The organism is Rhizobium sp. BK251, from assembly GCF_004345245.1.
GTDB lineage: Bacteria > Pseudomonadota > Alphaproteobacteria > Rhizobiales > Rhizobiaceae > Rhizobium.
Map to the genome: position 1 here is coordinate 162661 of NZ_SLUQ01000007.1, position 24830 is coordinate 187490.

A 24830-nucleotide genomic window follows, 5' to 3' on the forward strand; every position below is an offset into this window, starting at 1 on the left:
ACAATGACCACATCCCGGGCCGAAGACGAGCGTTTCATGGCCTCGGCGATAAGACTGTCGCACTGGCACACGGGGCTGACCTCGACCAATCCTTCCGTCGGTTGCGTGATTGTGAAGGACGGTGCCGTTGTCGGCCGTGCGGTCACGGCGCTCGGCGGCCGGCCGCATGCCGAGACCCAGGCGCTTGCCCAGGCGGGCGAGCTTGCACGCGGCGCAACGGCCTATGTAACGCTTGAACCCTGCTCGCATCACGGCAAGACGCCGCCCTGCGCGGACGCGTTGATCGCCTATGGCGTGGCCCGCGTCGTCGCCAGCGTCACCGATCCCGATGTCCGCGTCTCCGGCCGCGGCCTTGCGATGCTTCGGGACGCCGGCATTGAAGTTGAGACAGGTATCCTCGAGGCGGACGGCCGCCGCTCGCTTGCCGGATACCTCATGCGCCAGACCAGCAAACGGCCCTATGTGACTCTGAAGCTGGCGATTTCTTCCGACGGCATGATCGGCAGGAGAGGCGAGGGGCAGGTGGCGATAACCGGGCCGGCATCACGGGCCCAGGTTCAGGTGCTGCGCGCGGAGACGGACGCAATCCTGGTCGGGATCGGTACCGCGATTGCGGATGATCCGGAATTAACGGTGCGCACGCCGGGGCTGGAGGATCGCTCGCCGATCCGCATCGTTCTCGATCCGGTGCTGAACCTCCCGGTGGCGGGAAAGCTGGTGCAGACGGCACGCAAGGTGCCAGTCATCGCCGTGGCAGGCGAAGACCTGTCTCTCACAGGCCCGGATGCCCAGGGCCTTCCTCAATCGGGTGAGATTGCGGCAAGCGCCAAGGCCGATCCGCCCTCGAGGTCCGCCGATGCCGAGGATGTCCGTTCGCGCCAGACTGTCCTGGAGAGTGCCGGCGTCGAGGTCCTTCACTGCAATCCCTACCATCCCGAAGTGCTGCTGCCGGCGCTGGCCTCCCGCGGGATTTCATCGCTGCTCGTCGAAGGCGGAGCCAGGACGGCACGTACCTTCCTCGACACCGGCTTTGTCGATCGCATCCTTCTCTTCCGGGGACCGAAGGCAATCGGCGAGGGCGGTATTGAATCGCCGCTCTCGAACAACGATATGCCAACCGGTTTTGTCCATGTGGGCACCAGTTTTTACGGCGACGATCGCTGCGACGAATTTGAAAGAGGATCCTGATGTTCACCGGAATTGTCACCGATGTCGGCACGGTCGAGGCGGTCTCGCCGCTCAAGGAAGGCATCAGGCTGCGCGTCGGCACCAGTTACGATCCGAAGACCATCGACATGGGGGCATCGATCTCGCATGGCGGCATCTGCCTCACGGTCACCGGGCTGCCGGACGAGGGCAGCAACGGCCGCTGGTTCGAGGTGGAAGCCTGGGAAGAAGCGCTGCGCCTGACGACGGTCGGCACCTGGAAGACCGGGACCCGTATCAACCTCGAGCGATCGCTGAAGATCGGCGATGAACTCGGCGGTCACATCGTGTCCGGCCATATCGATGGCAAGGCCGAGATCCTCGCCATGACCGAGGAGGGCGATGCGACCCGTTATCGCCTGCGCGCTCCCGCGCATCTCGCAAGATTCGTCGCCCCGAAGGGTTCGGTCGCGCTTGACGGCACCTCGCTCACGGTCAACGCCGTCGATGGCACGGATTTCGACGTGCTCCTGATCCGCCACACGCTGGAGGTCACGACCTGGGGCGAACGCAGGGCCGGCGACTTCGTCAATTTCGAAGTCGACACCATGGCGCGCTACGCTGCTAGGCTGGCCGAGTTTCCCGCCGCTCGAGCAGAATGATCTCGCCATTGTAGTCGGTCCGCGTGACCTCGCGGAAGCCGAGCCTTTGGGCAACCCGAAGTGATGGCGCGTTCTCCGGATCGATGATGCAGGTCATGCGCTTTTCCGGAAAGTGCTTCTGCGCCCACGTAATCATGGTTCGCAGTGCTTCGGTGGCGTAGCCGCGTCCGTGCGCGGAAGGCGTGAGTGCCCAGCCGGTTTCGAGCGTCCCGGTGATCGAGGGCTGCATCTCGCGGTGCATGTCGAGAAAGCCGGCCTCGCCGATGAACCGCCCGCTCTCCTTCTCCTCGATCGCCAGGAAGCCGAAGCCCATATGATGCCACATGCCCGCGGTGCGCAGCAGGCGGCCCCAGCTCTGTTCCCGCGTCGACGGCACGCCGCCGATGAAGCGCGTCACCGCCTCGTTCGCCCAGAACTCGGCATAGTCCTCGAAGTCCGCGACCGTGTGGGGGCGCAGACGCAGTCGCTCGGTTTCGAATGTCGGGATTGTGGTCACGGATATTGCTTTCCTCGATGGTTTCTCATGCGCCGGGCTCGCCGTCCCAATAGTCGAGGTTGGTTTCTTCCCGTCCCACATAGCGGAAGCGCTTCGCGACGTCGCTCCGCCGTGTCGTCGCCAGGAACTTGCCCGAATCCGGATATTCCACGATCTCGGTCGGCGAGTTCGTCGAAATCCCGAGATAGACCAGCGGCCCGGTGCCGGTGTTGATGATCTGGTGGGCGGTCTCCGGCCCACCGGCGGGCGCGCCAAGAACATCGCCCTTCCTGATCGGTCGGCGGCTGTCGCCGAAGCGATATTCGCCCGTGCCCTCGATGACGTAGAAGAGCTCGTCCTCGACATGATGGTTGTGGAAGGGACAGCCGGACCTGCCGGGCGGGACCTCGTTGTAGCTGATGCCAAGCCCCTTGAGGCCGAGCAGGGCGCCGAAGGAGGTGTCGCGGCTCTCGTAGAGATCGCCCTGCTGCCAGTGGTCGAGCGCAAGCTCGTCCGTATTGATGACCGGCCTGCTTGCGGTTGTCATGCTGTCCTCCCGATGGTCTCGCAACGCCACACCAGACAGCCTCCTTCGACACGAAAATCAATCCCCGCCGGAGCAAAAATCGTTGAATCGGGCCTGCCGGCGGAAAAACACTTGCCAAGCGTCATGCGCCGTGGTTTGACCCCCGCTTGTTCGGCGCTACCCGCCCCCCAATCTCCGAAGGTGACGCATGTCCAGCTCTTCCAATCCGCATATTCTGATCGTTGAGGCTCGCTTCTACGACGATATGGCCGATGCCCTTCTCGAAGGCGCCAAGTATGCTCTGGATGAAGCCGGAGCGACCTATGAGCTCGTTACCGTTCCCGGCGCGCTTGAGATTCCGGCCGCTATCGCGATGGCGCTCGATGGTGCGGACAACGGCGGAACGCAGTATGATGGTTTCGTGGCGCTCGGCCTGGTCATTCGCGGCGAGACTTATCACTTTGATATCGTGGCGAATGAATCTTCGCGTGCCCTGATGGATCTTGCCGTCAGTGAATCGATTGCGATCGGCAACGGCATCCTGACCGTCGAGAACGACCATCAGGCATGGGCGCGTGCCCGCCGCGACGACAAGGACAAGGGTGGCTTTGCCGCCCGTGCTGCCCTGACGATGATCGAGTTGAAGAAAAAGCTGGGTGCCTGATCGATGACGAAGCAGGATATGGAGCGACCGGCCAAGACTGCGAACCAGCGCGGCGCAGCGCGGCTTGCTGCCGTTCAGGCTCTCTACCAGATGGATATCGGCGGTGCGGGCGTGCTCGAGATCGTCGCCGAATACGAGGCGCATCGCCTCGGCCAGGAGATCGACGGCGAAACCTATCTGAAGGCGGATGCCGGATGGTTCCGTACGATCGTTTCGGGCGTCGTGCGTGATCAGGTACGTCTCGATCCGCTTATCGCCTCGGCGCTTCAGGACGACTGGGCGCTTTCGCGCGTCGACAGCACGGTGCGTGCGATCCTGCGTGCCGGCACTTTCGAGCTCCTCGACCGCAAGGATGTCCCCGTCGCCGTCATCGTGACTGAGTATGTAGAGATCGCGCAGGCCTTCTTCGCCGAAGAGGAGCCCAAGCTCGTCAACGCCGTTCTCGATCGCATCGCAAAGCAGGTTCGCGGCGAATCTAATCGCTGACTGTTCCTTCGCCGCGGTCCGGGTACCGGCGACAAGCGGCTTTGAATCATCCCGCGGTTGCGGCTGAGGCCCTCTTGAAAGGGCGTCACGAGGTGCCTTCGGCGCCTCGCCTTGTTTTCTTTCTACCTCTCGTTGGATTAGCTGTTTGCCGGTCTTGACGGCACGTTTTCCTGCACGCAATCTCCGCCGGCATATTGGTTTGTTTTCCTTGGAGATGGGGGGCGATCCGGTTGCGTTGCTGGCCGGGGAGGGAGTGTGCTCCGGCACTTTGGGAGGAAAAGGCGAAATGACTATTATTTTAGGCGTTATCGCGTGCGGTCTGCTCTCGGTGATTTATGCCGTGTGGGCGACCCGCTCGGTACTTGCTGCCGATCAGGGCAATGCCCGCATGCAGGAGATCGCGGGCTATATTCGCGAGGGCGCACAGGCCTATCTTACGCGCCAGTACAGAACCATTGCCATTGTCGGGATCGTTGTTTTCATCGCAGCCTGGCTGTTGCTGTCGGGTGCTGCGGCTATCGGTTTCCTTATTGGTGCCGTCTTGTCCGGTGCCGCTGGCTTTATCGGCATGCATGTGTCGGTCCGCGCCAATGTGCGTACGGCGCAGGCAGCGTCCCACAGCCTTTCGGCAGGGCTTGATATCGCCTTCAAATCGGGTGCGATCACCGGCATGCTGGTCGCCGGTCTCGCCCTTCTCGGCGTGTCGATCTACTACGCCATCCTCACCCGCGTGATGGGCTATGAAAGCGGTGCGCGCGAGGTCGTCGATGCGCTCGTCGCGCTCGGCTTCGGCGCTTCGCTCATTTCGATCTTCGCCCGTCTCGGCGGCGGCATCTTCACCAAGGGCGCAGACGTCGGCGGTGACCTCGTCGGCAAGGTCGAAGCCGGCATTCCCGAGGATGATCCACGCAATCCGGCGACGATCGCAGACAACGTGGGCGACAATGTAGGCGATTGCGCCGGCATGGCAGCCGACCTGTTCGAGACCTATGCGGTCTCCGTCGTCGCGACCATGGTGCTCGCCTCGATCTTCTTCGCCGGCACGCCGATCCTTGCCTCGGTCATGATCTATCCCCTGGCAATCTGCGGCGCCTGCATCATCACCTCGATCATCGGCACCTTCTTCGTCAAGCTCGGTCCGAGCGGCTCGATCATGGGCGCGCTCTACAAGGGGCTGATCGCCACGGGTATCCTGTCGATCATCGGTCTTGGTGCCGCGACCTCGCTCACGATCGGCTGGGGCTCGATCGGCACGGTTGCCGGCGCGGACATTACCGGTACGAACCTCTTCATTTGCGGCCTCGTCGGCCTCGTCGTGACTGCGCTGATCGTCGTCATAACGGAATACTATACGGGCACCAACAAGCGCCCGGTCAATTCGATCGCCCAGGCGTCAGTGACCGGGCATGGCACCAACGTCATCCAGGGCCTCGCGGTCTCGCTGGAATCGACGGCGCTGCCGGCCATCGTCATCGTCGGCGGCATCATCTTCACCTACCAGCTCGGTGGCCTTTTCGGCACGGGCATCGCCGTCACGGCCATGCTCGGTCTTGCCGGCATGATCGTTGCGCTCGACGCCTTCGGCCCTGTCACCGACAACGCCGGCGGCATCGCCGAGATGTCGCATCTGCCGCCGGAGGTTCGCAAGTCGACCGATGCGCTCGATGCGGTCGGCAACACCACCAAGGCCGTCACCAAGGGCTATGCCATCGGCTCCGCCGGTCTTGGCGCTCTGGTGCTCTTCGCGGCCTATTCGAACGACCTGCAGTACTTCGCCTCGCATGGCGATCAATACCCCTACTACGCGGACGTCGGGACGATCTCGTTCGATCTTTCCAATCCCTATGTCGTGGCCGGGTTGCTGTTCGGCGGCCTCATTCCCTATCTCTTCGGTGGCATCGCCATGACTGCCGTCGGGCGTGCTGCGGGCGCGATCGTCGAGGAAGTGCGTCGTCAATTCAAGGCAAAGCCCGGCATCATGCAGGGTACCGAGAAGCCGGATTACGGCCGCGCAGTCGACCTTCTGACGAAGGCTGCGATCCGCGAAATGATCGTGCCGTCACTGTTGCCGGTGCTGGCACCGATTGTCGTCTACTTCGGCGTGCTCCTTATTTCCGGCTCCAAGGCCTCGGCTTTCGCAGCGCTTGGCGCATCGCTCCTCGGCGTCATCATCAACGGCCTCTTCGTCGCGATCTCGATGACCTCGGGCGGTGGCGCCTGGGACAACGCGAAGAAGTCCTTCGAGGATGGGTTCGTCGACAAGGATGGCGTGCGTCACATGAAGGGTTCGGAAGCCCACAAGGCATCCGTCACGGGCGATACGGTGGGCGATCCCTACAAGGACACGGCCGGTCCGGCCGTCAACCCGGCGATCAAGATCACCAACATCGTTGCGCTGCTGCTGCTCGCAGTCCTCGCCTGACGTCTTTCGGTTGACCAAAAGAAGAAACCCGCCGGTTTGATTACCGGCGGGTTTCCTTTTGTTTCCAGCAGTCGGGCGTTTAGTTGTTGCCCGTGAACCGGTTGTTGTTGTTGTTCGTGCCGCCGCCGAGCTGGCCTGCCGCATTGCGTGCAGCCGACGCCGCGCTGCCGCCGGTAAGAACCTGCTGCAGGAAGGTCAGGTCGTTGCCGCCAGTGGGTGTCGTGCGCGAGATGGTGTCGAAGACCTTGCCGTCCTGGAGCGTGTAGTTGGCGCGCCGCGCGACGACGCCTTCCTTGTCGAAGTAAATCGCAAGGACGCTCTGATCGACGAGCTTGGGCTTCATGAAGGCGTAGGAGCGCGTCCGCTTCTGGGAAATGTAGTAGAAGACTTCTCCGTCGAATGTCGCCGTGGTGGAGGGCGAGCCGAGCGACAGCATCACTTGTTCGCGGCTCGAGCCCTCGGGCACGAGGTTGAGGGACTGCTGGTCGACGACATAGCCGCTGTTCAGGACTTCCCCCGTCTGGCAGCTGGCAAGCGCCGTGGAAGCAATCATGAGAGCGATGGTAGCATTGCTGAAGAATTTCATGTCAGACCCGAAATACCGCTCTCAGCGGAATCTCTCCCTAGAGTGTTCAATATCGCAGCCACTTGGCCCACCCGATGCCGCTCATGCAAAACCATTGTGGCCTTTCCGCGGTGTTCTTCGCGTCGAGTCCGTTTTTGCACAGGATACGTCGAGATGAGTCCCCCTCGATGGCCACAATCGGCATTGCAATTCGCGAATGCTTCGGTAAACCAGCTTTTGAATTCATGCAACAAGGCCTGACGTCGGCAGGCGTCCAGAATGGACCGATTCCGGGAATTTTGATGCTCTTCGGGCTCTTTCGCAAACGAAGCAATAATCAGGCGATCGTCGACAGGCAGTATTCGGCGCTGACGGCGACGGCGCGCATGCCGGTCTTCTACACCGATCTCAACGTACCTGACACGGTGATGGGCCGGTTCGAGATGCTGTCCATCGTGATGATTCTGTTCTTCCGTCGGACGAGGACCTCGCAGGTGAGCGGGCAGGAGATCGCCCAGGAAATTGTCGACGCCTTCTTTCAGGATATCGACCATTCGATCCGCGAACTGGGCATTGGTGATACCAGCGTGCCGAAGCGCATGAAGAAGCTCGCCGGCATGTTCTACGGCCGGCTCGAATCTTACTCGGCGGCGATGGATGGCGCCGATGCGGAGGGGCTTGCGTCCGCGCTTCGACGCAATATCTATCCGGAGCAGCAGGCAAATGCTCCCGACATGCGCCGGCTCGCCGATTGGATGATGGGCGCGGAGGCGTCTTTGGCGGCCGTCACCGAGGCCGAAATCGCTACCGGCTCTGCGGTGATGCCGGCGCCTGCACAAGGAGAATGGCGATGAAGAGATCGAAAGCAGGCGAGGCCGTAGCTTTTTCCTATCCCGTGAAGGTCGGCCACATATCGACGAACCCCGTCGAGGTCCATCTCGATGCGGATGACAATGAACTCAAGAGACTTGCGGCGATTTGGGATGTGCTTGCGGTCAAGCGCATGCATGCCGACTTGAAGCTCGCCCGCTGGAAGCGTGACGGTGTCAGGGTCAAGGGAACGGTCCAGGCGACGGTTGTCCAGGCCTGCGTGGTGACGCTCGAGCCGGTGGAGTCGGAGATCGACGAGGAGATCGAGCAGATCTTCGTGCCCGAGAACTCAAAGCTCGCCCGCCTGCCGACGGGAGACGTCGGCGAAATGGTGCTCGATCCTGATGGCCCGGACCTGCCGGAGACCTTCGGCGGCGATACGATCGATGTCGGCGAAGTCGCCGCGGAGTTCGCCGCCCTCGCCATCGATCCCTATCCGAGAAAGCCCGGCGTCGCGTTCGAAGGCCATATCGAGGACACCGGGGAAAACGACGCCAAGCCTTCGCCTTTTGCTGCTTTGAAGGACTTTAAGAAGGAGTGATTGCGCTGGGGCAGGTGAGATAATTCAGTTGTAAGTGACAGCGGAATCGCTATTTTGGCCCCAATTTTCGCCTCACCCGGCGAAGGAGAAGGATTAGGGACGCGTGATCAGAATTTCTCTCGACCTGATGGGTGGCGACTTTGGTCCCCAGGTTGTCATCCCAGGCGCGGCAAAGGCGCTGGATAGGCATCCCGACGCGACATTCGTGATGTACGGCCTCAAGGACCAATGCCAGCCGATACTCGATAAATATCCGAAACTTAAAGAGAAATCTGTCTTTCACGACTGCGAACTGGCCGTCACGATGCAGGAAAAGCCGAGTCAGGCCCTGCGTCGTGGCCGCTACGTCTCGACGATGTGGCGCACGATTGAGGCGGTCAAGACGGGGCATGCCGATGTCGCTGTTTCGGCCGGCAACACCGGCGCGATGATGGCCATGGCCAAGTTCTGCCTGCGCACGATGGCGAATATCGAACGCCCGGCGATCGCCGCGATCTGGCCGACCCTCAAGGGGGAAAGCATCGTCCTCGACGTGGGCGCGACGATCGGCGCCGATTCGCAGCAGCTTCTGGATTTCGCTCTCATGGGCGGTGCCATGGCAAGAGCCCTCTTCGAGATTGAGCGGCCGACCGTCGGCCTGCTGAATGTCGGCGTCGAGGAGGTGAAGGGCCTGGAGGACGTCAAGGAAGCCGGCCGCATGCTGCGTGAAGCCAACCTCGACTCGCTCGAATATTACGGCTTCGTCGAAGGCGACGATCTCGGCAAGGGAACGGTTGACGTGGTGGTGACGGAAGGCTTTTCCGGCAACATCGCGCTGAAGACCGCCGAGGGCACGGCGCGCCAGATTGCGGAATATCTGAAGGCCGCCATGTCGCGCACCCTGCTGGCGCGGATCGGCTATGTGTTCGCCAAGGGCGCCTTCGATCTGCTGCGCGAAAAGCTCGATCCGCGAAAAGTCAATGGCGGCGTATTCCTGGGCCTGAACGGCGTTGTCATCAAGAGCCATGGAGGTACCGACGCTGAAGGCTTCGCGGCGGCCATCGACGTTGGCTACGACATGGCACGAAACGGCCTGAATCAGAAAATAGAAAACGATCTCAAGAAATTCCATGCCAAGCGGCTGCCTCCCATGGGCCCGGAAGCGGCATGATCGATAGGATAAGGTAAGTATGATCCGTTCAGTGGTTCGCGGTTTTGGTTCAGCGCTTCCGAAGCGCGTCATGACCAATCGCGACTTGGAAAAGCTTGTGGACACCTCGGACGAGTGGATCGTCCAGCGGACGGGGATACGTCAGCGCTACATAGCCGGAGAGGGGGAAACAACCGCCTCGCTCGGTGAGCAGGCGGCGCGCGCCGCACTCGCCAACGGCGGCCTCACGCCCGACGATATCGATCTCATCATCGTTGCGACGTCGACGCCGGATAACACCTTTCCGGCGACGGCGGTCAACATCCAGAGCCGGCTTGGGATGCATCACGGTTTCGCTTTCGATGTGCAGGCCGTCTGTACCGGCTTCGTCTATGCGGTCACCACGGCGGATGCGTATATTCGCGGTGGGCTGGCGAAACGCGTGCTTGTGATTGGCGCCGAGACATTTTCCCGCATCCTCGACTGGACCGACCGCACGACCTGCGTGCTTTTCGGCGACGGCGCCGGCGCGCTCATTCTGGAAGCGGCGGAAGGGAAGGGCACGACCGCGGACCGCGGCGTCCTGACAGCGCATCTGCGCTCGGACGGTTCCCACAAGGACAAGCTCTACGTCGATGGAGGGCCTTCCTCGACCGGAACCGTTGGCCTGCTGCGCATGGAGGGCCGCGAGGTCTTCAAGTATGCGGTCGGCATGATCACCGATGTCATCGAGGCTGCCTTCGAATCGACTGGCACCACCGCCGAGGAACTTGACTGGCTCGTTCCGCACCAGGCGAACCGCCGGATCATCGACGGCTCGGCGAAGAAGCTTGGCATTGCCCCCGAGAAGGTTGTTGTTACCGTCGATCTCCATGGCAACACCTCGGCCGCCTCCATTCCGCTCGCACTTGCGGTGGCGGCCGGCGACGGGCGTATCAAGAAGGGTGACCTCGTAATGCTCGAGGCCATGGGTGGGGGCTTCACATGGGGTGCCGCGCTCCTGCGCTGGTGATGTTCATTCCAAAAAGCTGACAGCAAACAAGAGCTTGACCGTAAGGCGCAAGACAAATAGTCTTTGTCAACTTCAGGAAGACATTTCACGCAATGGGCGGGGAGCCATGACCGGAAAGACAGTTACTCGGGCGGACCTGGCAGAGTCGGTGTTCCGGAAAGTTGGCCTGTCGCGTACGGAATCCGCGGAACTCGTCGAAACCGTCATCGACGAGATCTGCAACGCCATCGTGCGTGGCGAAACGGTCAAGCTTTCCTCCTTTGCCACCTTCCAGGTGCGTGACAAGAACGAGCGCATCGGGCGCAATCCGAAGACGGGCGAGGAAGTGCCGATTTCCCCCCGCCGCGTGATGACCTTCAAGGCCTCCAACGTGCTGAAGCAGCGCATTCTCAAGGCCCACATGGCGCGCAAGATAAAGGTAAAGCCGCAAAGCCCTGTTGCCTGACGGGTGCTGTCGGGAACCGGCGCCGTCCTGCGCCACGGCTCCCGTCGCATCGAACTTCCGGGCATTTGACCCGGCGCGGCGCTCAACCTTGTGGGTCATCGTAGAGATGACTTGAATTCTCTGCTCCAAACCGTTGAAATATGGTGAGTCGATGCATGGGTCGTTGTCTCCCATGCTGCCGCGTGAAGGAGTAGGACGTTGGACAAGAGCCCGGATGCCTTTCGCACGATAAGTGAGGTCGCAGACGATCTGGACCTACCGCAGCATGTCCTGCGTTTCTGGGAAACCCGTTTTCCTCAGATAAAGCCGATGAAGCGCGGCGGCGGCAGGCGTTACTACCGCCCCGAGGATGTTGACCTGCTCAAGGGCATCCGCCATCTCCTCTACGACCACGGCTACACGATCAAGGGCGTGCAGAAGCTCCTGAAGACCAACGGCAACAAGTTCGTCATTGCAGTCGGGCATGGGGATCTGGCGAGCGTGGAGGCCCTTGCCGCCGCGCAGGAGCCATCCCCTGGCGAACCGAAGGTCGGCCATCCGGACGATGACCAGATCGTCGGCCGCGCAAAGCCACCGATCAGCAGGCGTTTCCTGAACTTCGTGAGCGGCGAGGACGATACGCCGGAGGTTTCGATCGGCAAGTCCAGCGTCGGCAAGGAGGACAGGGCGCTTCTCCAGGAGGCGCTCTACGATCTCCTTGAGTGCAAGCGGCTGCTTGATCAGGTCCGCTGACTTGCTGCGGCCGCAAGCGCGGTCAGCGCCTTGCCGAGCTGCTCCAGCTGATACGGCTTGCTGAGCACGGGCTGGTCGTTCCTTCCGCCCTCCGGCGCCGTCCCGTAGCCGGTCGCAAAGAGATAGGGCATCCCGATCTCGTCCAGGTAGCGGGCGACCGGCAGCGAGCTCTTCCCGGCAAGGGAGACATCGAGGATTGCCGCATCGAAATCGTCTTTGGTTGCGAGCACCAGCGCGTCTTCCAGGTTTGCCGCCCTGGACGAAACCTTGTACCCAAGCTCGTCCAGCATGTCTTCCAGAAGCATGGCGATCAACGCATCGTCCTCGACGATGAAGATGTTGCTGATTGCGCTTGTCATGGTGTTCCCCCGAACTTCTCTTTTCAGCTATATCTGTGTTTCGGACGCGCTCGGTCAAGACGCGAAGCCGTTGAAATCCAATATCACTTGCGCCGTATTGCCCGATCCTGAATGATGTGCGAATGCTCTTGTGCGTGATCGCTTTTCGGGCTGCGTGGCGTTCGGGATTTCATGAAATGGATATTCTTCTTGCTACCGACTTTGTTCGGCAGCGGCCGTGGATCAGCTATCCCTTCGCCGTCGCTACAGTCGCGATAACCTTTGGGTTGCGGCACGCAGCCGGCGACGCGCTGTCAGGGTTCCCCTTCCTCAGTTTTCTGCCGGCCATCCTGATCTCGGGACTGCTTGGCGGCCTCTGGCCGGGCCTGTTGGCAGCGGTCCTGTCGGGCTATCTGGTGCAGAAGTTCTTCATCGATCCGGTGGACACGGTCTGGCCGGTGACCGCGAGCCAATGGGTCGGCCTCTCCATCTTCGCCATCAATGCGATGATCATCGTCGGCCTGATGCAGGCGATCCTTGTTTCCTATCGTCGCCAAAGGGAACTCCAGGCGCAACTGGAGGACTTCAACGGCAGGCTCGAAAGGACGGTCGCGGAACGGACCGACAAGCTCAAGCAGGAGATGAGAGAGCACGCAGCCGCGCAGACGCAGCTCAGGCAGTTGCAGAAGATGGAAACGATCGGCCATCTCACCGGCGGTGTTGCGCACGATTTCAACAACATGCTGGCGGTGATCATCGGCAGCCTCGACATGGCGAAGCGGCGCCTTAGCGGAGCGGAAAATCCGCGTCTCGTCACGGCTATCGACAATGCCAGGGACGGAGCCCAGCGCGCCTCGGTGCTGACCGCGAGGCTTCTCGCCTTTTCGAGGCAGCAGCCTCTGGCCCCGCAGGTCATCGACGCCAATAAGCTGGTGAGCGGCATGTCCGACCTGCTCAGGCGTACGCTTGGCGAGCAGGTGCGCATCGAGACGGTGCTGGCCGGAGGCCTGTGGCCCACCTTTGCGGATGTGAGCCAACTCGAAAATGCGATCCTCAATCTCTCGGTCAACGCGCGCGATGCCATGCCGCAAGGCGGCCATCTCACGATCGAGACGGCGAATACCGAGCTCGACGACCGCTACGTCCGCATGCATTCGGAGGTGGTCGCCGGCCAGTACGTGATGATCAGCATTACCGATACCGGCGGCGGGATGGCGCAGGAGGTGATCGACCGGGCCTTCGATCCCTTCTACACGACGAAGGGTCCGGGCAAGGGGACAGGTCTTGGCCTCAGCCAGGTCTACGGCTACGTCAAGCAGAGTGGCGGCCACATCAAGATCTACTCGGAAGTCGACCGCGGAACCACCGTGAAGATGTATCTGCCGCGGCACGTAGGCACCGCTACGGCAGTCGGTGCCATGGGGATCGCTCCGGCCATTCCCCAGGGCAGCGCCAGCGACCTCGTCCTTGCCGTGGAGGATGATGAACAGGTGCGCGCAATGACCGTCGAGAGCCTGCGGGAGCTCGGCTACACCGTCCTCGAGGCCGACAGCGCGGCCGGCGCCCTGGAGCACCTGGAGCGTCACCCGGGGATAGACCTCCTGTTCACCGACATCGTGATGGCCGGCATGAACGGCCGCCAGCTTGCCGATGTCGTTGCGGAAAGGTGGCCGGCGGTGAAGGTGCTTTACACGACGGGCTATACCCGCAACGCCATCGTCCACAACGGCGTTCTGGACCACGGCGTGTTCCTCCTCACCAAGCCCTTCACCCTGGAGCAGCTTGCGCACAAGCTTCGCGAGGTCTTGAAGACGTCCGAGGAGCCGATCGAAGACTGATGCGCTATCGACATTTCGTCGGGCGGGCGGGCGGCTTTAGAAATATGCCCGCGCCAGCTGCTGCAGCTTCGCGTCGTCCTTCACGCCGCGCCGGTAGAGCTCGATGATGACCCGTCCGATGTGATCGGCCTGCGAGCTTCCGGGCTCCCAACCGCGCTCGCGGCATACGGCGTGGAGAACGCCGCGCAGAATCTCAAGATCGACCGAGAAGAGCGGCAGGTCATGGGGACGAAGCGATGAATCAAGCATTGCATCACTCCTGCCGGGCAAGAACACGATCGCCGTCTAAGGCCCGGTTTGGCCGGCGATGGAGCGACAATGCTCCGGCTTGCTACCCTTGGCAACTGGCGGCACTGAGCCCGGGGATGACGCGTATGCGAGGTACTACAGCGCGCTCGCGTCGCCGCCGCGCGCCAGGCGCGGCAGCGAAATGGACGTTCAAGGCTTGTCGCGCACTATTCCGTTGCTTTGGCGGGCACTGGTGCCTTGCTGCCATCGGGAAGGATGACCGTGGCGTCGCTCTGGGGCTTTGCCTCGGGAATGATGCTGGCGGTTGTCATTTCCTTGTCAACGGGTGCCGAGGCCGTGACCTTGGAATGTCCAAGGCAATCCGCCATTGCGGTCGTTGCAGAGAGACCGAGAACTGCGGCAATCAGAATGGCTGCTTTCATGTCGATGTCCTCCGAGTTTGCGAAGGAAGACTAACCCGATGGGCCGATATCGCCGCGTAACTATTTCGTGATGGCATTCCGCAACCAGCGCAACGCAGGCGGGTACATTCCCTTGTCATCCGTTCGGGTTTGCGCGCGCATAATCCGGAATTCTGAAGCGGCGGCGATAGTTTCCCGGTGTCAGTCCGGTGAAGCGCTTGAAAAGCCTGCGAAAGAAGGCGGCTTCCTCATAGCCCACCTGCCAGCTGATCTCGTCCACGGGAGTTTCGGTCCGCTCCAGCCGGCGCTTGGCATCCTCTATCCTGAGGCGCTGCACGTAGGCGATGGGGCTGAGGCCGGTCGCACTCGTGAAGCGGCGCTTGAAGGTCCGTTCCGTCATCCCCGTGCAACGGAGCATCTCCTCCATCGGATTGGCGACGGAGAAGTGGCTCGCAATCCAGTCCTGGGCCGATTGGATGGCGAGGTCGCCATGACCCTTTCGTCCCTCGAAGACGATGTAGGGCGCCAGGCCATCCTGGTGCCATTGCAGGGCGAAGAAGCGGGCGACGGCCTGTGCGGCGGTCGCGCCCGCATGGCGGGCGATCAGGTAGAGCACCAGATCGTGCCAGGTCATGGAGGCGCCTGACGTGATCAACTCCTCGTGCCGCCCGGAAACAATGAGTACGCGCTCGGGATGGACCGGAACCTGCGGATAGCTGGCTGCGAAGATCTCGCCGTAGCCGAAATGCACCGTCGCATCGATGCCGTCGAAAAGTCCGGTCTCCGCGAGCAGGAAGATGCCCGAGCAGGCCGAACAGACAAGCGCGCCGCGAGCGTGCATGGCCCGGACCCAGCCGATCAGTTCCGGATAGCGGCCCTTGTTCCAGCCGCCGGGGCTGAGCAGGATCGAGGGAACGATGACGATATCCGTCGCATCGACCGTCGCGACGCCGCGCTGGACGGTGACGGGGACATGACTTGCAAGCTCCAGCGGACCCGGCTGCAGGCCCACGATCTCGACCTTGAAGGGCGGGCCTTGCAGCCTTGGATCGCCGGAAGGCGGCATCACCGCAAAGGCGTTCATCACATCGAAGATGCCGGTCAGGGTCGAGACCGCGGCCTCCGGTATGGCGACGAGGCTCACATGCAGCGGCGTCGATCCGTGCTCGAATGTCTTTTGCGGCATCTCCATCCTCCCCAACCGCCAGAATAGCGTCCATCCTGCGTTCCCACCACAGCCGCCTTTGGTGGTCGCTCCATGTGTCTTTGGAACCGATTGGCCCAAACGGACCGATTCTGGACAATCCGTCACTGACGCTCCGTCGCCTCAGCTGCGATCCTCCGTCCATCGACTAATCCTTGGACAAATGGAGGCATCTACATGACACATATCCAGCATCGCGGAATCGACCATACCAAGCTCGATGCCATGATCGCGCGCGCGATCGGCGACCTCTCGGCGGGCTACGGCGGCGTGATGGTGAGCATTGGAAACCGGCTCGGCCTCTACAAGGCAATGGCCGGTGCCGGGCCGCTGAGCTCGCGCGAGCTTGCCACCCGCACCGGCTGCGGCGAGCGCTATGTGCGCGAATGGCTCGGCTCGCAGGTGGCCGGCGGCTACGTCACCTATCATGCGATCAGCGACACCTATGAGCTCTCACCCGAGCAGACGCTGGTGCTTGCAGACGAGAACAGCCCGTTCTTCATCCCGAATGCCTGGGCGGTACCGGCCTCGATGTGGTCGGACGAGGACAAGGCCGTGGAGGCATTCCGCACCGGGCAGGGGATCGCCTGGGGCGATCATGACGGACGGCTCTTCTGCGGCGTCGCTGCATTCTACCGCAATGCCTACAAGGCAAGCCTGGTCGCTGAATGGCTGCCGGCCCTCGAGGGAGTGGTCCAGAGACTCGATGCCGGCGCCCGCGTCGCCGATGTCGGATGTGGCCACGGACATTCGACGGTGCTGATGGCGCAGGCCTTTCCGGCCTCCACTTTCGTCGGCTTCGATGTGCACGAGGAATCCGTCGCCGAGGCGCGCAGGATCGCCGACGAGGCGGGCTTATCGGACCGGGTCACGTTCAAGACAGCGCGTGCGGAGGATTTTCCGGGTGAGGAATACGACCTGATCTGCTTCTTCGATTGCCTGCACGACATGGGCGATCCCGCCGCTGCGGTGGCCCACGCAGCACGCGCGATCGCGCCCGACGGCACGGTGATGCTCGTAGAACCCTTTGCCAATGATCGCGTCGAGGACAACATCTCTCCGGTCGGGCGGATCTACTACGCGGCCTCGACGACTATCTGCTGCGCCCATGCGATCTCCGAGGGCGGGCATACGGTGCTCGGTGCGCAGGCCGGCCAGGCGCGGCTCGCGGAGCTCTTCCGCAAAGGAGGCTTCACCCGCTTCCGCCGTGCGATGGCGACGCCCTTCAATCTCATTCTCGAGGCGAAGCTCTGACATTGCCGGCCGCGGTTGTCGCCGCGGCCGGCTTGTCGGTAAAGGGTGCCGGTTCCCGAACACATGACCGAGGCCCGCCTTGGGATCGGGGAGGATCCGAACGAGTTCATGTAGGCGATGGAGGCGTACATGATGCGGATCAAGGCAAGAAGAGAATTGACTGCTACCTTTCGAAAGGTGACATTTCTGCCGCCCCCTGGACAGGCTGTATTTCCAGGGCGGACAACAGATCGTCACAGTGCAGAAGCCGGCCAGCAAACTCGCATATTTGCTTCGTGGCTAAACCTGCAGAGCAAGTCGGCGTGGGAGTGGATGGCATCGCCACGGAGCTCGTGTTTTGAACGGGCGCACCTCGAAACGTCATGGTGGGTATGATGGTGCAGATCTCTCGCAGAACGGTACTTCTCGCCGGTGCCGCTTGCGCTGCGGCGGGGTTGGCCCCGCGCGTGGGCCACGCCCAGGCGAGCACGCGACCGTCCCTGCCAATTCCTCCAGAGCTGAGAGCAGATGCCGCAGGCACGATCAAGCTCGATGCACGCACCGGCACGATGCGGTTTCTGGACGGCCGAGAGACGGCAACTTACGGCATTAATGGTCCCTATCTCGGACCTGCGCTCCGCCTGCGGCGGGGCGAGACGGTGAACGTGCAGGTCACCAACAACGTTCCGGAAAACATTACCATTCATTGGCACGGTCTGATCATTCCCGGCTCGGCCGATGGCGGACCGCATCAGGTCATTGCGCCCGGCAAGTGGTGGCAGACGAAACTGTCAATCGACCAGCCGGCGGCGACCCTCTGGTTCCACCCGCATTACTATCCATCGACTGCCCGGGAGGTGATCATGGGTCTCGCGGGCCTGCTGATTGTCGAAGACGAGGAGGCCGGGCGTCTGCCGCTGCCGTCCCGATGGGGCATCGACGACATCCCGCTGATCATTCAGGATCGCCGTTTCACGCCCGACGGACAGTTTTTCGAGCGCATGAACGTGATGGCTGTGGCGAACGGCTATGTCGGCGATGTCGCGCTTGTCAACGGCGCATCTTATCCGGAAGCCCGAACGGCACGCGGCTGGATCCGGTTGCGCATTCTCAACGGCTCAAATGCGCGCAGCTACAGGCTCGGGGCTTCGGACAACCGCTCGCTCTACGCTATCGCGTCGGATGGCGGCTTGCTCGCCAGCCCGGTCGAGCTCAAGGAGCTGCTGATCCACCCCGGGGAACGCTTCGAGGTGATGGTCGACGCGCGCAACGGTGGCGCTTTCGACCTCGTTACGCTGCCGGTCGCGGAACCTGTCATGCGGCTGCCGCCTTTTGACGGACCGCTGCCTCTCGTCACGTTCAGGCCGGACGGTGCGGAGGGGGGCGGGCAACTTCCCTCGTCGCTCGCGGTCTTGCCGTCTCTGCCGCAGCAGCTTCCGCCGGTAAGCCGGGAACTGGTCATGAATATGTTTCGCGACATGCAGGGCATGATGATGCTCGAACATGCGGGGCTGCCGGCTATGGTCAAGAGCGGGAAAACGGATCCGGCGGTGGTCGCGCGCGTCGTCGACCTCATCGTCAACGGCCCGGCGCTGCCGGAAGCGGAGCAGCTCTCCACGAACGGCGTAAATGGAAAGCCGTTCTCGCTCGGGAGAATCGATTTCTCCGCCGCCCGCAACCAGGATTTGCGCTGGCGGATCTCCGAAGGCACCGACATGATGCTTCACCCGGTGCACATCCACGGCTGCCAGTTCCGCATCATATCGAGCGACGGCAAGCCGCCGACGCCGGAGCGTGCCGGCTGGAAGGACGTTGCTCCCATCTCGTCCGGCGGCGTCAGCGAGATCCTCGTCCGCTTTCCTCACGTGGCGACGGCAGACGATCCATACATGGCGCACTGCCATATCCTGGAACACGAGGATTCCGGAATGATGGCCCAGTTCACCGTCTCATGAGCAGCAGGGTTCTTGGCCTGCATTGAAGTCCGCCACGCCGGGGGCTTCCTGTCAGTGGACACCCAAATCAGACAAACGTCGGACCCGCTTCGATCCTTGCGGCGACAAGCGCCACGCGGCGGGTCGCCTACGCGTCGATGGTGAGCCTGTCGATCAGTTCTCCGACCTTCATGTCGCTGAAGATATCCTGGCGTGCGAGATAGGCAGCGCCGAAAAGCACGCTGTCCTTCCGCGGATGAGCAAGGACGATGTGCAGCTCGCGCGTGGCGAGTGGCAGGCACCGCTGATAGACCAGTTCGCGGATGCCTGACAGCAGGAACTCTCCGCTCCTTGCCAGCGTGCCACCGACGACAATGAGGCTCGGGTTGAGAATGCTGACGACATCGGAAGCGACTTCGCCGATCACCCGTCCGGCACTGCGAAGAAGCATCAGCGCCTCCGGCTTCTGCTGCTCCACAAACGACAGGACATCGCGGGCGTTTTCCGCCGCGAACCCCTTGGCGGAAAGATCGCGGGCAATCGCCCAGCCGCCGGCGCGTGCCTCCACGCAGCCGAGCTTGCCGCAGCGGCACAATGGAGGGTTGTCGGAATTGAACTGTATGTGGCCGATATCGCCCGCAGCGCCCTGCGCACCGCGAAAGATTTTGCCGCCGGTGACGATGCCGCTGCCGATGCCCGTTCCCGCCTTGATGAAGAACATGTCGTCCACATGGGGGAAATTCTGGCTGTGTTCGTAGATCGTCATCAGGTTCACGTCGTTCTCGACGTAGATCGGCGCGTCGAAGCGGCGGCTCATCCAGCCGATGATGTCGAATTCGTCCCATCCGGGAAGGACCGAGGGACCGACCACGCAGCCGCGCTTGAAGTCGACCGGCGTCGGCAGGCTGAGGCTGACGCCGAAAAGAATGCCATTGTCGGCGACCGCGGTCGCCGCAAGCTTGTCGAACTCGTCGGCAAGCTGCCCGAGGGTTACAGCCGGTCCGTCCGCCGCGCTGAACGGTATCGTACTCTGCGCAATGATCGCGGGTTCGAGATCCATGGCCGCGAGATGAATGTACGTCTCGCCGATATTGGCGACGAGCAGGTGACCTGCCTTTTCATTGACTCTCAGAACACGCGTCGGCCGCCCGCCGCTCGGCAGGGTATCCGCCGTCTCCCGGACGATGCCGGAGTCGATCAAGGCGTTCAATCTCTGGGTTACCGTCACACGGGACAATCCGGAAGCGTCCAGCAGCGCTGAGCGCGACATGGCCGCACCCGTTGCAATGAGAGAGAGGATTTCTCTGCTGTTCCCGAGCGCGGGGTGCTCCCCTGCGCCATTTATCCTAGCCATGCCCCTGCACCCACAGTTTTACAGTAGCTTAGACATAAAATCATCGGATTTGAAAGTCGATTCACAAATAATTGGTACGTCTTATGTATTGAAATAGACAAAAGTTTATTGACTTATAGACATTTGTGTGGCTAATTTAGGATAGCCGGAAAAACAGAAACTCCACCCGCGGGCTCGACCTGCGCAGGGTTGCTGTTGTTTTCATCAAACCCAAATGGGGTGGATTCGCACATGTTGCCGGAGTCCAGGAAACAGACCGCACCTCTTCTGGCGAACGCCATTCGCGTGATGTCGCTCGACGCTGTCGACGACACGAAGAAGGGCCACCCCGGAATTCTCAAGGGAATGGCGGACATCGCCGTCGCGCTTCGCCACCTGCACCTCTTCCGCCTGGCGTCCAATCCTCCCGCGGGACATGACCGCGTCGTCCTCAGCAGCAGCCATGGATCGATGTTGCTCTACAGCCTGCTGCACCTTACCGGCCATGACGTTTCGGCGGCGGACCTGCAGGTGTTCAGGCAGATTATCGGAAACGCACCTGATGCACCAGGCGTCAAGATAAGGGCCGGGGCGCTCGGGCAGGGGTTGTCGAACGCTGTCTCCATGGCAATCGGTGACAAGACGCTGGCCACGACATTCGGTCGGCCCGGTCATCATGGTATCGGCCGCTACACCTTCGTTCTGGCGACCAGCGATTGCCTCACGACGCGCATTTCACACGAGGCGTGTTCCCTTGCAGGGTCGCTAGGCCTGGACAAGCTGATCCTGATCCACGACGACTACGGCGTGCCTCCCGATGCCAAGCTCGACGACGCGTCCTGCGACGATACGCCTGCGCGTTTCGCCGATTATGGATGGCAGGTCATATCACCCGTGGACCGGAGCGATCTCGCAGCGGTAGAGCGGGCCATTTTCCTGGCAAAGGCGGAAACGACGCGTCCGACACTGATTTGCTGCAGGATGGCGGCCGATAGCGCCCCTGCGGAGGCTGCAAGCCCGGATCGTCAGGACACTTCGCAGGCGGCCGGTGACACACACCGGAGCCGGCTCGTGTTCGCCCCACCGCACACGCCCCGCCACATGCCATCAGGCATACATGGCGCTCACAATCTCCCGAGCAGGCAGGCGGCGACCGTCGTTGACGGGAGCCGTCTTCCTGCTCATTCGCCCACTGGAAGCCATGCGTCGGCTGCCGGCGCGGTCAGCCAGCAAAACAGACTTGTCGCCCGCAAGGGAAGCAACGCCATTCAGGTCTTCGGCCCGCGATCCGTCTCGTTCGAGTTGTTGGAAGCGCTCAGGCTGAGGCCGGAAATGGACGTGTGGCGGCCTTGCGATCCGGTGGAAACGGCAATCGCCTGGAAGATTGCGCTGGAGCAGACGGCAACAGGAACCGGATTTGTCCTGTGCCACGAGGGCCTCCCCACCCAGCTTCGCACGCAGGAGCAAATCGATGCGGTGCGCAAGGGTGGGTACGTCCTCGGACGAGAGCATGGCCAGCCGGACGCCGTCATCATCGCCTGCGGATCCGAGGTGCCCGTTGCAATCGGCGCTTTGAGAGGACTGGCGAAGCAGGGCATTCGCGCCCGCGTCGTTTCGATGCCGTCCCCTTATACTTTCGACCGTCAGGACGACGACTACAGAGCGGGAGTGCTGCCCGCCGATGTTCCCCGCATTTCTATCGATGTTGGAGGCACCGACTATTGGCGCAGATATGTCGGTCGCGATGGCCAATGCGTCGGCATCGACATGCTCCCCGAGACCGCTCCTTCCGAACTTCGCTCCGAGCATTTCAATCTCAATGTAACGCGTGTTGAAAAGGCGGTGGGCGAGGCGCTTGAGAAATACGATCGCATCGCCGCCTGGCGGTAATCACATGACAGCCAGCTGTATTATCGGCCTCGACTACGGTACGGGATCGGCACGTGGCGTGCTGATCGACGTGGCTACGGGCGAACAGCTGGCCGGCCACACGCACACTTATCGCCATGGCGTCATGACGCGCAGCCTTCCGGATGGCCTCTCCCTGCCGCGAGCCTGGGCCCTCCAGAACGCCGCCGACTATCTCGAGGCGGCTGAAGAGATCCTGAGCGAACTCGGGCGCGGCCGCCACATAGAATCGATCGGCGTCGGCTTCTCGGCAAGTTCCCCCATGCCTGCCACGCGCGACGGCACGGCCCTTTCCGAAATTCATCCCGGCGAGCCCCACGCCTACGTCAAGCTGTGGAAGCATCACGCCGCTCAGCCCTATGCCGACGCAATTAATGAAAAGGGCGGGATCTTCCTCAAGAATTTCGGCGGCAAGGTATCCGGCGAATGGCTGCTTCCGAAGGCGGCCCAGATCGCGAAGGAAGCGCCGCATATCTGGAGCACAACCGATCGATTCATCGAGGCGGGCGATTGGCTCGTATGGCAATTGACCGGACGCGAAATGCGAAGCCTCGGGTTCGCGGCCTACAAGGCTCAATATTCCAAGGCAGACGGCTATCCGCAGGGGATCGTGCCAGGTCTTGCGGAAAGACTCTCGGTGCCCCACCGCATCGGCAGTGCCGCGGGGCGTCTCTCCAAGGCGTGGCGCTCGCGCACCGGCATCAAGGGCCGGGCGGTCGTCGCGGTCGCGGTCATCGATTCCCATGTGGTTCTGCCGGCGGTCGGCGCTGTCTCGACGGGCTGCCTCGTCGGCGCACTCGGGACCTCGGCTGTCTATCTCTTTCTCAACGAGCAGTTCCGTCCTTTGCCACCGGGCATCGAGGGCGTTGCGAAGGACGGTTCGGTTCGCGACCTGTGGTGCTACGAGGCGGGGCAGGCGGGTTTTGGCGATACGCTCGCCTGGTTCGTCGATGCCTTTCCGCGCGGGGCCGACGCTTCGGAGAGCTTCAGCAACTACAATCGCGACGCGGCAGGAATCGAGCCCGGCGCGAACCGGCTCGTGGCGCTCGACTGGTGGAATGGCAACCGCGTGCCACTGGCGGATTCGGGTCTCACCGGCCTGCTGGTCGGTCTAACCACGGTCACGACATCAAGTGATATCTATCGGGCGATAATTGAGTCATTGTGCTTTGGCGCGCGTACTGTTGTCGATCTTTTCGAAGCTGGCGGACTTGCGATCCAGCGCATCGTACTCACAAGCGGATTGGCGCAGAACAATCCGCTTCTGGTGCAGATCATGGCAGATGTGCTCGGTCGCGTGATGGAGGTTCCCGATATCGCCCATTCGACGGCGGTGGGCGCCGCCATTCATGGTGCAGTTGCGGCCGAACTTGTGCCGAGTTTCACGGAAGGAACGACGCGGTTCGGCGCGCGGCGTTTCGACGTGTACCTGCCGAACCCGAAATTCGCTGCAACTTATGACGTTCTTTATCACGCGTATCGCAAGCTCAGCGCCGACGAGACTATCCGGCACTCCATGCAGGCTCTGACGGGCCTGAATGCGAAGCTGGACCATGCATTCGGCTGACACAGGATCGGAGTTGGCCGAACAGCAATTTAGAAGGGGACACAGCAACGGGAGGGGAAATGGAGAAAGGTTTTCATCCGCAAACGCAAATGAGGGCATTCAAGTCGCGTCAACGGCATAAAATCCTTGGAGGAGGAGACCATGAAACACCACCATGAAACCGGGCGCCATCTGCGTCGCTCGACCATTCCGGCGGCGATCGCGCTGGCGGGCTTGCTGATAGCGCCGTTCGGGCAGGTCGCCCAGGCCGAGGAGAAATTCCTGATCGGGATCGTCGAACTGCAGCTCGCAAATCCGTTCTTCGGCAAGCTGCAGAAGGCGGCCGTCGATGCCGCCAAGAAGCATGGGCTCGAAGTCATGACCGCCGAAGCCACCGTCGCCGGAGATTCGGCAACACAGATCGCAGCCATCGAGAACATGATCAATCGCGGCGCGAAGGGCATCGTCCTCGACCCCGCCAACGCCTTCGCACTCGTTCCGATCGTCAAGAAGGCGCGCGATGCCGGTATCGTGGTCGTCACCACCAACACGTCGCTCGGGCCGATGACCGCCGCGGACGCCTCGTTCGAAACCGACAATCTCGCTGCCGGCACGCTGATCGGCCAATGGGCAAAGGCTAAGCTCGGCGCGACGCCGGCACGGGTTGCCATGCTCGACTACGATCTTTCGGACAAGACGGCAAAAGCGCGCCACGACGGCTTCCTGAAAGGTTTTGGTCTCACCGAGGATTCGCCGGAAATTGCCGGGACGGCCCTTACGATGGGCAATGTCGAGACCGGGCAAGCCGCGATGGAAAACCTGATCTCTGCGCATCCCGACATCAATGTGCTCTATACGATCAATGAACCGGCCGCACAGGGCGCCTTCCTCGCGATCAAGAAGGGGAAAGGCGACATCGTCGTGACGTCTATCGACGGGAGCTGTTCCGGCGTTCGCAGCGTAGTCGACGGCACGATCGGCGCGACGGTGATGCAATTCCCGTCAAGGATGGGCGAGATGGCGGTCGACGCCGTGGTCAAGGCGGTCAACGGCGGCGAGAAGCCGAGTGGCTTCCATAATACCGGCACAATCCTGATCACCGACCATTCCGTCGAGGGCATCGAGTCCAAGGATACCAAATGGGGTCTGGAGAATTGTTGGGGGGAATGAA

At 62.0% G+C, this 24830-nt stretch carries 25 protein-coding genes; 17 read left to right on the forward strand and 8 right to left on the reverse strand.

Annotation, left to right across the window (positions count from 1 at the left end):
• Positions 1–3 precede the first annotated feature (3 nt).
• Together ribD and EV286_RS18790 are read left to right on the forward strand one after the other, a co-directional pair.
• The gene (gene ribD / locus EV286_RS18785) at positions 4–1188 is read left to right on the forward strand and encodes a bifunctional diaminohydroxyphosphoribosylaminopyrimidine deaminase/5-amino-6-(5-phosphoribosylamino)uracil reductase RibD (RefSeq protein ID WP_132958693.1); all 1185 of its coding nucleotides are present in this window, start codon (positions 4–6) and stop codon (positions 1186–1188) included.
• Positions 1188–1808: a riboflavin synthase gene (locus tag EV286_RS18790; protein WP_132958694.1), complete on the forward strand. Its 621-nt coding sequence runs from the start codon at positions 1188–1190 to the stop codon at positions 1806–1808. Before ribD ends, EV286_RS18790 begins: the two co-directional genes overlap by 1 nt.
• Here EV286_RS18790 and EV286_RS18795 read toward each other — a convergent pair.
• A complete protein-coding gene (locus tag EV286_RS18795; RefSeq protein ID WP_132958695.1) occupies positions 1771–2304 on the reverse strand; it encodes a GNAT family N-acetyltransferase in 534 nt (177 codons plus the stop codon). The genes EV286_RS18790 and EV286_RS18795 overlap by 38 nt on opposite strands.
• Positions 2305–2329: 25 nt before the next feature.
• Complete coding sequence (locus EV286_RS18800) at positions 2330–2830, reverse strand: cupin domain-containing protein (protein WP_132958696.1); 501 nt, start codon at positions 2828–2830, stop codon at positions 2330–2332.
• 187 nt (positions 2831–3017) lie between these two features.
• Here EV286_RS18800 and ribH point away from each other — a divergent pair, with 187 nt between their 5' ends.
• The 3 genes from ribH to EV286_RS18815 all read left to right on the forward strand — a co-directional run bounded on the left by ribH (position 3018) and on the right by EV286_RS18815 (position 6381).
• Positions 3018–3473 (forward strand): 6,7-dimethyl-8-ribityllumazine synthase, encoded by a 456-nt coding sequence (gene ribH / locus EV286_RS18805; protein WP_132958697.1) that lies wholly within the window; start codon positions 3018–3020, stop codon positions 3471–3473.
• A gap of 3 nt (positions 3474–3476) precedes the next feature.
• Positions 3477–3959 (forward strand): transcription antitermination factor NusB, encoded by a 483-nt coding sequence (gene nusB / locus EV286_RS18810; protein ID WP_132958698.1) that lies wholly within the window; start codon positions 3477–3479, stop codon positions 3957–3959.
• A gap of 286 nt (positions 3960–4245) precedes the next feature.
• Complete coding sequence (locus EV286_RS18815) at positions 4246–6381, forward strand: sodium-translocating pyrophosphatase (protein ID WP_132958699.1); 2136 nt, start codon at positions 4246–4248, stop codon at positions 6379–6381.
• 79 nt (positions 6382–6460) lie between these two features.
• Here the strand turns inward: EV286_RS18815 and EV286_RS18820 are convergent, their stop codons facing one another.
• Positions 6461–6967 (reverse strand): outer membrane protein assembly factor BamE, encoded by a 507-nt coding sequence (locus tag EV286_RS18820; RefSeq protein ID WP_132958700.1) that lies wholly within the window; start codon positions 6965–6967, stop codon positions 6461–6463.
• Positions 6968–7134: 167 nt separating this feature from the next.
• Here EV286_RS18820 and EV286_RS18825 point away from each other — a divergent pair, with 167 nt between their 5' ends.
• From EV286_RS18825 to EV286_RS18850, 6 genes are all read left to right on the forward strand, one after another.
• On the forward strand, positions 7135–7800 hold the full coding sequence (locus EV286_RS18825) for a ubiquinol-cytochrome C chaperone family protein (RefSeq protein ID WP_132959034.1): 666 nt from the start codon (positions 7135–7137) through the stop codon (positions 7798–7800).
• Positions 7797–8357: a DUF177 domain-containing protein gene (locus tag EV286_RS18830; RefSeq protein WP_132958701.1), complete on the forward strand. Its 561-nt coding sequence runs from the start codon at positions 7797–7799 to the stop codon at positions 8355–8357. The genes EV286_RS18825 and EV286_RS18830 overlap by 4 nt, the downstream gene beginning before the upstream one ends.
• Before the next feature lie 103 nt (positions 8358–8460).
• Entirely contained in the window at positions 8461–9507 is a 1047-nt protein-coding gene (plsX, locus tag EV286_RS18835) for a phosphate acyltransferase PlsX (RefSeq protein ID WP_132958702.1), read from the forward strand.
• Positions 9508–9526: 19 nt separating this feature from the next.
• The gene (locus tag EV286_RS18840) at positions 9527–10498 is read left to right on the forward strand and encodes a beta-ketoacyl-ACP synthase III (protein WP_132958703.1); all 972 of its coding nucleotides are present in this window, start codon (positions 9527–9529) and stop codon (positions 10496–10498) included.
• A gap of 106 nt (positions 10499–10604) precedes the next feature.
• Positions 10605–10943, forward strand: coding sequence for an integration host factor subunit alpha (locus EV286_RS18845; RefSeq protein ID WP_132958704.1), 339 nt, complete (start codon positions 10605–10607; stop codon positions 10941–10943).
• 198 nt (positions 10944–11141) lie between these two features.
• Positions 11142–11675: a MerR family transcriptional regulator gene (locus tag EV286_RS18850; RefSeq protein WP_132958705.1), complete on the forward strand. Its 534-nt coding sequence runs from the start codon at positions 11142–11144 to the stop codon at positions 11673–11675.
• Here the strand turns inward: EV286_RS18850 and EV286_RS18855 are convergent.
• On the reverse strand, positions 11663–12022 hold the full coding sequence (locus EV286_RS18855; protein WP_132959035.1) for a response regulator: 360 nt from the start codon (positions 12020–12022) through the stop codon (positions 11663–11665). The two genes, EV286_RS18850 and EV286_RS18855, sit on opposite strands and share 13 nt — an antisense overlap.
• Before the next feature lie 188 nt (positions 12023–12210).
• Here EV286_RS18855 and EV286_RS18860 point away from each other — a divergent pair, with 188 nt between their 5' ends.
• Positions 12211–13851, forward strand: a complete 1641-nt coding sequence (locus EV286_RS18860) for an ATP-binding protein (protein WP_132958706.1) — start codon at positions 12211–12213, stop codon at positions 13849–13851.
• 36 nt (positions 13852–13887) lie between these two features.
• Here the strand turns inward: EV286_RS18860 and EV286_RS18865 are convergent, their stop codons facing one another.
• From EV286_RS18865 to EV286_RS18875, 3 genes are all read right to left on the reverse strand, one after another.
• Positions 13888–14100: a hypothetical protein gene (locus EV286_RS18865; RefSeq protein WP_132958707.1), complete on the reverse strand. Its 213-nt coding sequence runs from the start codon at positions 14098–14100 to the stop codon at positions 13888–13890.
• A gap of 206 nt (positions 14101–14306) precedes the next feature.
• Complete coding sequence (locus EV286_RS18870; RefSeq protein WP_132958708.1) at positions 14307–14522, reverse strand: hypothetical protein; 216 nt, start codon at positions 14520–14522, stop codon at positions 14307–14309.
• A gap of 115 nt (positions 14523–14637) precedes the next feature.
• The gene (locus EV286_RS18875; protein WP_132958709.1) at positions 14638–15687 is read right to left on the reverse strand and encodes a helix-turn-helix domain-containing protein; all 1050 of its coding nucleotides are present in this window, start codon (positions 15685–15687) and stop codon (positions 14638–14640) included.
• 195 nt (positions 15688–15882) lie between these two features.
• On the opposite strand from EV286_RS18875, the gene EV286_RS18880 reads away from it, so the two are divergent.
• Together EV286_RS18880 and cueO are read left to right on the forward strand one after the other, a co-directional pair.
• Complete coding sequence (locus EV286_RS18880) at positions 15883–16959, forward strand: class I SAM-dependent methyltransferase (protein WP_132958710.1); 1077 nt, start codon at positions 15883–15885, stop codon at positions 16957–16959.
• Positions 16960–17321: 362 nt separating this feature from the next.
• On the forward strand, positions 17322–18893 hold the full coding sequence (gene cueO, locus EV286_RS18885; protein ID WP_245500756.1) for a multicopper oxidase CueO: 1572 nt from the start codon (positions 17322–17324) through the stop codon (positions 18891–18893).
• Between the two features lie 127 nt (positions 18894–19020).
• Here the strand turns inward: cueO and EV286_RS18890 are convergent, their stop codons facing one another.
• Entirely contained in the window at positions 19021–20226 is a 1206-nt protein-coding gene (locus EV286_RS18890) for an ROK family transcriptional regulator (protein ID WP_132958711.1), read from the reverse strand.
• A 231-nt stretch (positions 20227–20457) separates the two neighbouring features.
• Here EV286_RS18890 and EV286_RS18895 point away from each other — a divergent pair, with 231 nt between their 5' ends.
• From EV286_RS18895 to EV286_RS18905, 3 genes are all read left to right on the forward strand, one after another.
• On the forward strand, positions 20458–22095 hold the full coding sequence (locus tag EV286_RS18895; RefSeq protein WP_132958712.1) for a transketolase C-terminal domain-containing protein: 1638 nt from the start codon (positions 20458–20460) through the stop codon (positions 22093–22095).
• 4 nt (positions 22096–22099) lie between these two features.
• Positions 22100–23680, forward strand: a complete 1581-nt coding sequence (locus EV286_RS18900) for an FGGY-family carbohydrate kinase (RefSeq protein ID WP_132958713.1) — start codon at positions 22100–22102, stop codon at positions 23678–23680.
• 141 nt (positions 23681–23821) lie between these two features.
• Positions 23822–24829, forward strand: coding sequence for a substrate-binding domain-containing protein (locus tag EV286_RS18905; RefSeq protein WP_132958714.1), 1008 nt, complete (start codon positions 23822–23824; stop codon positions 24827–24829).
• Position 24830 lies beyond the last annotated feature (1 nt).

What these genes read in the sequence shown, in the direction of transcription:
- ribD (WP_132958693.1), top strand. Translation starts at nt 4, where the DNA reads ATGACCACATCCCGGGCCGAAGACGAGCGTTTCATGGCCTCGGCGATA.
- EV286_RS18790 (WP_132958694.1), top strand. Translation starts at nt 1,188, where the DNA reads ATGTTCACCGGAATTGTCACCGATGTCGGCACGGTCGAGGCGGTCTCG.
- EV286_RS18800 (WP_132958696.1), bottom strand. Translation starts at nt 2,830, where the DNA reads ATGACAACCGCAAGCAGGCCGGTCATCAATACGGACGAGCTTGCGCTC.
- ribH (WP_132958697.1), top strand. Translation starts at nt 3,018, where the DNA reads ATGTCCAGCTCTTCCAATCCGCATATTCTGATCGTTGAGGCTCGCTTC.
- nusB (WP_132958698.1), top strand. Translation starts at nt 3,477, where the DNA reads ATGACGAAGCAGGATATGGAGCGACCGGCCAAGACTGCGAACCAGCGC.
- EV286_RS18815 (WP_132958699.1), top strand. Translation starts at nt 4,246, where the DNA reads ATGACTATTATTTTAGGCGTTATCGCGTGCGGTCTGCTCTCGGTGATT.
- EV286_RS18820 (WP_132958700.1), bottom strand. Translation starts at nt 6,967, where the DNA reads ATGAAATTCTTCAGCAATGCTACCATCGCTCTCATGATTGCTTCCACG.
- EV286_RS18825 (WP_132959034.1), top strand. Translation starts at nt 7,135, where the DNA reads ATGGCCACAATCGGCATTGCAATTCGCGAATGCTTCGGTAAACCAGCT.
- EV286_RS18830 (WP_132958701.1), top strand. Translation starts at nt 7,797, where the DNA reads ATGAAGAGATCGAAAGCAGGCGAGGCCGTAGCTTTTTCCTATCCCGTG.
- EV286_RS18840 (WP_132958703.1), top strand. Translation starts at nt 9,527, where the DNA reads ATGATCCGTTCAGTGGTTCGCGGTTTTGGTTCAGCGCTTCCGAAGCGC.
- EV286_RS18845 (WP_132958704.1), top strand. Translation starts at nt 10,605, where the DNA reads ATGACCGGAAAGACAGTTACTCGGGCGGACCTGGCAGAGTCGGTGTTC.
- EV286_RS18860 (WP_132958706.1), top strand. Translation starts at nt 12,211, where the DNA reads ATGGATATTCTTCTTGCTACCGACTTTGTTCGGCAGCGGCCGTGGATC.
- EV286_RS18865 (WP_132958707.1), bottom strand. Translation starts at nt 14,100, where the DNA reads ATGCTTGATTCATCGCTTCGTCCCCATGACCTGCCGCTCTTCTCGGTC.
- EV286_RS18870 (WP_132958708.1), bottom strand. Translation starts at nt 14,522, where the DNA reads ATGAAAGCAGCCATTCTGATTGCCGCAGTTCTCGGTCTCTCTGCAACG.
- EV286_RS18875 (WP_132958709.1), bottom strand. Translation starts at nt 15,687, where the DNA reads ATGCCGCAAAAGACATTCGAGCACGGATCGACGCCGCTGCATGTGAGC.
- EV286_RS18880 (WP_132958710.1), top strand. Translation starts at nt 15,883, where the DNA reads ATGACACATATCCAGCATCGCGGAATCGACCATACCAAGCTCGATGCC.
- cueO (WP_245500756.1), top strand. Translation starts at nt 17,322, where the DNA reads ATGGTGGGTATGATGGTGCAGATCTCTCGCAGAACGGTACTTCTCGCC.
- EV286_RS18890 (WP_132958711.1), bottom strand. Translation starts at nt 20,226, where the DNA reads ATGGCTAGGATAAATGGCGCAGGGGAGCACCCCGCGCTCGGGAACAGC.
- EV286_RS18895 (WP_132958712.1), top strand. Translation starts at nt 20,458, where the DNA reads ATGTTGCCGGAGTCCAGGAAACAGACCGCACCTCTTCTGGCGAACGCC.
- EV286_RS18900 (WP_132958713.1), top strand. Translation starts at nt 22,100, where the DNA reads ATGACAGCCAGCTGTATTATCGGCCTCGACTACGGTACGGGATCGGCA.
- EV286_RS18905 (WP_132958714.1), top strand. Translation starts at nt 23,822, where the DNA reads ATGAAACACCACCATGAAACCGGGCGCCATCTGCGTCGCTCGACCATT.